This window comes from Salinimicrobium sediminis (assembly GCF_900215295.1).
GTDB classification, from domain to species: Bacteria; Bacteroidota; Bacteroidia; order Flavobacteriales; family Flavobacteriaceae; genus Salinimicrobium; species Salinimicrobium sediminis.
In genome coordinates, this window is sequence record NZ_OCMF01000004.1 from 376,885 (window position 1) to 383,894 (window position 7,010).

General features: G+C 44.3%; 6 protein-coding genes. 5 read left to right on the forward strand and 1 reads right to left on the reverse strand.

Translation table 11 applies throughout. From position 1 onward, the window contains the following. Positions 1-176 precede the first annotated feature (176 nt). The 4 genes from CRO16_RS14640 to CRO16_RS14655 all read left to right on the forward strand — a co-directional run bounded on the left by CRO16_RS14640 (position 177) and on the right by CRO16_RS14655 (position 3,929). On the forward strand, positions 177-863 hold the full coding sequence (locus CRO16_RS14640) for a TVP38/TMEM64 family protein (protein WP_097057134.1): 687 nt from the start codon (positions 177-179) through the stop codon (positions 861-863). Then, positions 850-2,100 carry a cysteine desulfurase-like protein gene (locus CRO16_RS14645; protein ID WP_097057135.1) on the forward strand — a complete coding sequence of 417 codons (1,251 nt, stop codon included), beginning with the start codon at positions 850-852 and terminating at the stop codon, positions 2,098-2,100. The genes CRO16_RS14640 and CRO16_RS14645 overlap by 14 nt, the downstream gene beginning before the upstream one ends. After that, positions 2,097-2,771 carry a TIGR02117 family protein gene (locus CRO16_RS14650; RefSeq protein ID WP_097057136.1) on the forward strand — a complete coding sequence of 225 codons (675 nt, stop codon included), beginning with the start codon at positions 2,097-2,099 and terminating at the stop codon, positions 2,769-2,771. Before CRO16_RS14645 ends, CRO16_RS14650 begins: the two co-directional genes overlap by 4 nt. Before the next feature lie 99 nt (positions 2,772-2,870). Further along, complete coding sequence (locus CRO16_RS14655; RefSeq protein WP_097057137.1) at positions 2,871-3,929, forward strand: class I fructose-bisphosphate aldolase; 1,059 nt, start codon at positions 2,871-2,873, stop codon at positions 3,927-3,929. A 257-nt stretch (positions 3,930-4,186) separates the two neighbouring features. On the opposite strand, the gene rimO is transcribed toward CRO16_RS14655, so the two are convergent. Continuing rightward, complete coding sequence (gene rimO, locus CRO16_RS14660; protein WP_097057138.1) at positions 4,187-5,533, reverse strand: 30S ribosomal protein S12 methylthiotransferase RimO; 1,347 nt, start codon at positions 5,531-5,533, stop codon at positions 4,187-4,189. Between the two features lie 186 nt (positions 5,534-5,719). Here rimO and CRO16_RS14665 point away from each other — a divergent pair, with 186 nt between their 5' ends. Next, on the forward strand, positions 5,720-6,838 hold the full coding sequence (locus tag CRO16_RS14665) for a DmpA family aminopeptidase (RefSeq protein WP_097057139.1): 1,119 nt from the start codon (positions 5,720-5,722) through the stop codon (positions 6,836-6,838). Positions 6,839-7,010: the final 172 nt, after the last annotated feature.

Consider the following 7,010-nt stretch of genomic DNA (forward strand, 5'->3'; position numbering starts at 1 on the left):
ACCTTACGTCATACATCACAATCGACAAAAATTAAGAATATATGAGTATTCAAAGGTGCCATTTCTAATTAAAAGCAGTGTTACCACAACTTAAACTAAAGTTTAAGATTTTAAAAATTTGGCTTAAGGAGCTGCTGAATAATTTTTTCTAACTTGGTACTTAAGTATCCCGGAGTGTGAGCAAAAACTTTTTACAGAAGTACCTTTCCTTTATCCTTAGCGGAAGTGTCCTGATTTTTCTGGTGATCCTTTATTTTTATCATGATCCTTTCCGGGAAGCAGTGAAAGAGGCCTGGAATGTACTGCTGAGTGAAGACCGTGAAAGAATCAGGGATTATGTGAAGCAATTTGGGGTTTTGGGTCCTCTTGCCATCATTGTTTTTATCATCCTGCAAATGTTCCTTATCATCTTTCCTTCCTGGCTTCCTATCATTGTTGGAGTTTTGGCTTACGGCTTTTGGTGGGGGGTGTTGATCAACCTCATTGGAGTAGGTATTGCTTCTACTATAGGTTTTTTCATAGGGAAAAAATTCAAGGGAATCCTGGGAAACAAGAACTATGAAAAATGGAAATACTGGATCAAAAATTACAGTTTTGGAACTGTAGTCCTTTTCAGGATCTCACCATTCTTTTCCAATGATGCCATTAGCTTCATTGCCGGAATTTTTAGAATGAGCTACAAAAAATTTATTATGGCCACCTATGCCGGCATGATCCCCCTGTCTCTTGCTGTCGGCTATTTTTCGACAGATGTAGATAAACTGGAAAATGGGCTATATTGGATTGGAGGCTTGGGAGCGGTCCTTTACGGACTTTATATTTTTATGGATTACAAAAAAAGAAAGAAGCATGAAAAAACATAATTTTTCGGTAGAAGAGGTACGGGCTCAGTTTCCGGCTTTAAGGTTTAAAAATAAAGATCAGGTATTCCCTGTTTACTTTGATGGCCCCGGCGGCACTCAAATGGTGCAAGGCTGTATTGACAGGATGCTGGAGTATATCGAAACCGGCATGGCTAACCTTCATGGCACCTTTTCCACGAGCATAAAAACAGATGCACTATTGGAAGAAGCCAAACAGGCAGTGGCCGATCTGCTGAACTGTTCTGATAAAGAAGTTGCTTTTGGGCAAAATATGACCAGTCTTGCTTACCAGGTGGCAACAAGTTTGAGGCCTCTCCTGAAAAAAGGTGACGAGATCGTGGTCACTCAACTTGATCACAGAGCGAACGTAGATCCCTGGATATTTTTAGCAAAAGAAACCGGAGCTACAGTCAAATTTATTCCGGTTGACCGGGAGAAGCTAACTCTGGATCTCCGGGGCCTGGATTCCATAATTACAGAAAAAACAAAAATGGTAGCCATTGGCCTCTCCTCCAATCTTACAGGAACTAAAAATGAGGCCAAACACATTTTTGAAAGAGCAAAAAAGGTTAATGCGATCACTATAGCAGATGCCGTTCATGCTGTGCCTCATTTCTCTGTGGATTTTCAGGAGCTTCAGAGCGATATCCTCTTCTGCTCGGCTTATAAATTCTTTGGTCCTCACCTGGGAATAGCAGCCATTAAAAAACACCTTTTTGAGGCCTTAAGTTTTCCGAAGTTACAACCGGCCCCTAATGACATTCCCTATAAACTGGAAACGGGCACACAAAATCATGAAGCTATAGCCGGACTTTGCGGCACCATCAGCTTTATAGAAAGCCTGGGCACAGGTGAGAACCGGCGGCAGCGCCTGCAGGCCGGGATGAAGGTCATCGAAGCCCACGAGGACAAACTGATGGAGGAATTGCAAAATTTCCTCGAATCCATTCCGGAAATCGACCTCTACAGGGCGCCGAAAGAAGTAATAAAGACTCCTACTTTTGCTTTCAAGATCAAAGGGATTCATTCCCGGAAGGCTACGGAATTCTTTGCCGAAAAATACAACCTATGCATTGCAGACGGCCATTTCTACGCTTCCACAATGGCCGAAGTCTTTCCCGTGATGGATACCGGAGGGTGGATAAGGATTGGATTTGCCCCCTACAACACTCTTGAAGAAATTGAGATCTTTAAAAAAGCACTAAAAGACCTTCTCCATATGAACAGCAGGGAATGATCATCAGGATTATAAAATTCTTCGCTAAAGGCCTGCTGGCATTTTTGATGCTAATGTTGCTGTATTTTGTAGGAGCACTAATAGGATCGGCTATTCCCGTAAACCGGGGATGGGAGCCTGATGGCCATATCACAATTTACCTGCGTACCAACGGCGTGCATACAGATTTCATCTTTCCGAAGAAAAATGAGATCATGAACTGGGAACAACTGGTAGATTCCAGCTACACCCTCTCCAAAAAAGGCAATTACGATTACGTCTCCTTTGGCTGGGGAGACCTCGATTTTTACCAGAATACGCCCGAGTGGGAAGATCTAACCTTTCCCACCGCAATGAGAGCCGTTTTTATGCCTACTCCTAGTGCCATGCATGTGGAATTTGAAAATATGCCCCGGCTGTTAGAACCAACGGTTTCCATAAGCGTAAGTCGGGAAGAGTATAAAAAGCTTGTGGAGTATGTGAAATGGAGTTTTCAGAAGGACTTTTCGGGAAAGGTAAAACCTGTGCCAGATCTTCATTATAATCAAAATGATGCCTTTTTTCATGCCAAAAGATCTCTCAATGCCTTTTATACCTGCAACACCTGGGTCAATAACGGCCTCAAAGAAGCAGGTCTTCCGGCCTGTCTTTGGACTCCGTTTGACGACGCCATCTTTTATAAGTATCACTGATTTTAAACATAATTTAAGAAGGCACAGCCAAGGCTTATGAGCTAAAAATCTTAACTTCAGCTTCATAGGATATATTTCAACCAATCAAACCCTTATCTTATGAGTAATCTAAACAAGATCATTGAACTTCTCGAAGATGAAGCTTCCTATTTGCTGGAACATGAGAGCACCAGGATCTCAAAAAAGCGACTTACCCTGCCTGGGCCTCACACTGTAAATAATTTTTCTGAAAGCGACCGGAACCCGCAGGTGCTTAAAAGTCTGGCACAGCTTTACAACCATGGAGCCCTGGGGGGAACAGGCTACCTCAACATCCTGCCCGTGGATCAGGGAATAGAACATACCGCTGCAGCCTCATTTTACAAGAACCAGGATTATTTTGATCCCGAAAACATCATTAAACTGGCCATAGAAGCCGGCTGTAATGGAGTTGCCTCTACTTTTGGCGGCCTTGCACTCCACGCCCGCAAGTATGCACATAAAATTCCTTTTATAGTAAAGATCAACCATAACGAGCTCCTTACCTATCCTAATAAGTATGACCAGATCCCCTTTGGAAGTGTGCGCGAGGCATGGGATATGGGTGCAACTGCAATTGGTGCCACCATTTACTTCGGAAGCGAAGAAAGCACCAGGCAAATCCAGGAGATTGCTGCAGCTTTTGAAGAGGCCCATCAATTAGGAATGGCAACTATCCTTTGGTGTTACACCCGAAATTCAGCATTTAAAAAGGACGGAAAGGATTATCACTCTGCCGCCGATCTTACCGGGCAGGCAAATCATATTGGCGTCACCATTAAAGCCGATGTCATCAAACAGAAACTGCCGGAAACCAACTTCGGGTTTCGCGATATCAACTTTGGTAAACATTCTGAAGACATGTACAACAGCCTTACTACAGATCATCCCATCGACCTGTGCAGGTTCCAGGTGGCAAATTGTTATATGGGTAAGATCGGCCTCATCAATTCCGGAGGAGGCTCCCAGGGAGATTCCGATTTTAAAGCGGCTGTAAAGACTGCTGTGATCAACAAGCGCGCCGGCGGCTGCGGACTCATCATGGGGCGCAAGGCATTTCAAAGGCCAATGAAGGATGGTGTGGAGATTTTAAGAAGCGTACAGGAGGTGTATTTGACCGAGGAGATCACGGTGGCATAGATAGTATTGAGTAGTTAGTATTGAGTATTGAGTAGTTAGTATTGAGTATTGAGTAGTTAGTATTGAGTATTGAGATCTTGCAGGACCTGCAAGGTTTTTTAGAACCTTGTAGGTCTCTTTTGGTTACCTGCTATTAGGTTCTGAAAAAAATATTCGTGTATTCGTGGCTTCAAAAAACAAAACCTACAAGGTCAAAGAAAGACCTTGCAGGTTTGGATATTTTCAGCTTTACTGCCTACTAAAGACTGCGCACTGTCTTACTGCTTAAATAGCACTTTCCGCTTAGGCTTCTCTACATTCGCATTCACAGGCTCTCCAAAAAGGTCAAAATCGGCGGCATCTGTGATCAGGACATCATAGAATTCCCCGGTCTTAAGATAGATTTTTGTGGCGTCAATAAGTACTTCATTATCTACATCTGGAGAATCAAATTCGGTCCTACCTACGTAATGTTCTCCCTCTTTCCTGTCGATCACCACTCTAAAGGTCTGCCCTATCTTTTGCTGATTCAGTTCCCAGGAGATCTGCGACTGAATTTCCATGATTCCATTTGCTCTCTCCTGCTTTACTTCCTGCGGCACATCATCCTTCAGGTTGTATGCGTGGGTATTTTCTTCGTGGGAATAGGCAAAACATCCAAGACGTTCAAAACGCATGTCTTTTACCCACTGCTTCAGCTCTTCAAAATGAGCTTCAGTCTCTCCCGGATAACCAACAATAAGAGTGGTTCTAATTGCCATTTCAGGCACCGCTTTACGAAATTCCTTCAGCAGATTGGTTGTCTTTTCATGAGTGGTTCCGCGACGCATAGACTTCAGCAGGTCATCAGAAATATGTTGTAACGGAATATCCAGGTAGTTACAGATCTTAGGCTCCCGCTTCATCACCTCAAGCACATCCATAGGGAATCCTGTTGGGAATGCGTAATGCAACCTGATCCATTCAATGCCTTCCACCTTTACCAGATTTTCAAGAAGTTCGGCCAGATTTCTCTTTTTATAAAGATCAAGGCCGTAATAAGTAAGATCCTGCGCAATAAGGATAAGCTCTTTCACCCCCTGTGCTGCAAGTTTCTTAGCTTCGGTCACCAGGTCTTCAATAGGAGTCGATCTATGCTTTCCACGCATTAACGGGATCGCACAAAAAGAACAAGGTCTGTCGCAACCTTCAGCGATTTTGAGATATGCATAATTTTTAGGAGTCGTAGTGAGCCGTTCTCCCACCAGTTCGTGCTTATAATCGGCTTCCAGGGCTGCAAGCAGTTCCGGGAGTTCGGTAGTTCCGAAGTATTGATCTACGTTGGGAATCTCTTTAATAAGATCGGGCTTGTAGCGCTCACTGAGGCAGCCGGTAACAAAAACCTTGTCCACCGTGCCCTGCTCCTTGGCTTCTACATACTCTAAAATGGTATTTACCGACTCCTCTTTAGCGTTATCAATAAAGCCACAGGTGTTGATCACCACGATATTTCCCTCCTGCTCATGCACCACATCCTTGTTGTTAGCCTTTAGCTGGCCCATCAACACTTCACTGTCATACACGTTCTTGCTGCAGCCCAGAGTGACCACATTGATCCTGTTCTTTTTTAATGACTTTGTTCTCATACGCTTAACTTCTCCACCATTTAAACCTCACAGGTTTCCAAAACCTGTGAGGTTTTGAAAAGAAGGTCTTTCTTTGGCGGCTGCAAAGATACGACCAAAAATGACAAATCTAACATTCAACAGTTTAAGCTTTAAAAAATCATCTTTTCCGGAAATAATTTATCTTGAAGCCTTTATACCTTACCTATGAAAAAAGTAATTTTTACCGGGCTTCTTTTTCTGGTCACCACCCTATTAGTTGGAGCACAACAGCGGCCACGGGAACTGGGCATCGAGATTGGTGTTATGCCTACCGGAGAATTAAATGCGATTACAGATGTAACCGGAGTGAAAGTAGGCCACACCACGCTTATTAAAGGGGATTCGGTAAGGACCGGAGTAACCGCGATCCTGGCGCACGGCGGAAATATCTTTCAACAGAAAGTTCCCGCCGCAGTTTTTGTAGGCAATGGTTTCGGGAAGCTTGCCGGAAGCACCCAAATTACCGAACTGGGAAACCTGGAAACGCCTGTCATCCTCACCAACACCTTAAGCGTGCCCACAGCCATGAATACGGTGATTGGCTACACCCTGAATTTAGAGGGCAATGAACAGGTGCGGTCGGTAAATGCGGTGGTCGGAGAAACCAACGACGGATACCTCAATGACATTCGAGGCAGGCATCTAACTGAGGAGGACGTACTCATGGCTATAAAAACAGCTTCGGAAACAAATACTGAAGAAGGAAATATTGGTGCCGGCACGGGAACTGTAGCCTTTGGTTACAAAGGCGGAATTGGCACCTCCTCCCGGAAACTTCCGGAATCCCTTGGCGGCTACACTGTAGGTGTGCTGGTGCAATCCAATTATGGAGGGGTGCTGCAGATCAATGGCGTACAGGTGGGAGAAGAGCTGAAAAATTTTGCCTTTGACAATCAATTGCTCAACAATGTTGACGGCTCCTGTATGATCATAGTGGCGACAGATGCGCCGCTGGACAGCCGCAACCTGGAAAGACTGGCAAAAAGGGCATTTTTGGGGCTTGCCAAAACCGGAGGTATCGTATCCAACGGCAGCGGAGATTATATTATCGCCTTTTCTACTGCGGAAGGCGTGCGGATTCCCTACCAGATCCAAACCCCGACTCTAAAACAGGAAATCGTGCATAATGACAGGATGACGCCGCTTTTTATGGCCGCTATCGAAGCTACGGAAGAGGCTATTATCAATTCCCTTTTTATGGCCGAAACGATGACCGCAAATGGCAGAACTATTGAGCAGCTGCCGGTGGAGGAGATTTTACCTCTTTTCAAAAATAGGAGATAAAAAGTTCCAGGTTACAGGTTGCAAGGATTTGTGGCAGATAGATGCGGGGTCTCTGTTCTCGATACAATTTTCAAAACCGTCAGTTCGATTTCTATGACAAAACCAAACGATTTTGGTAATATGTTTTGTTCTTGATCAGGGCCATAGCGATGTGGATTAATTTGTTTCTTAC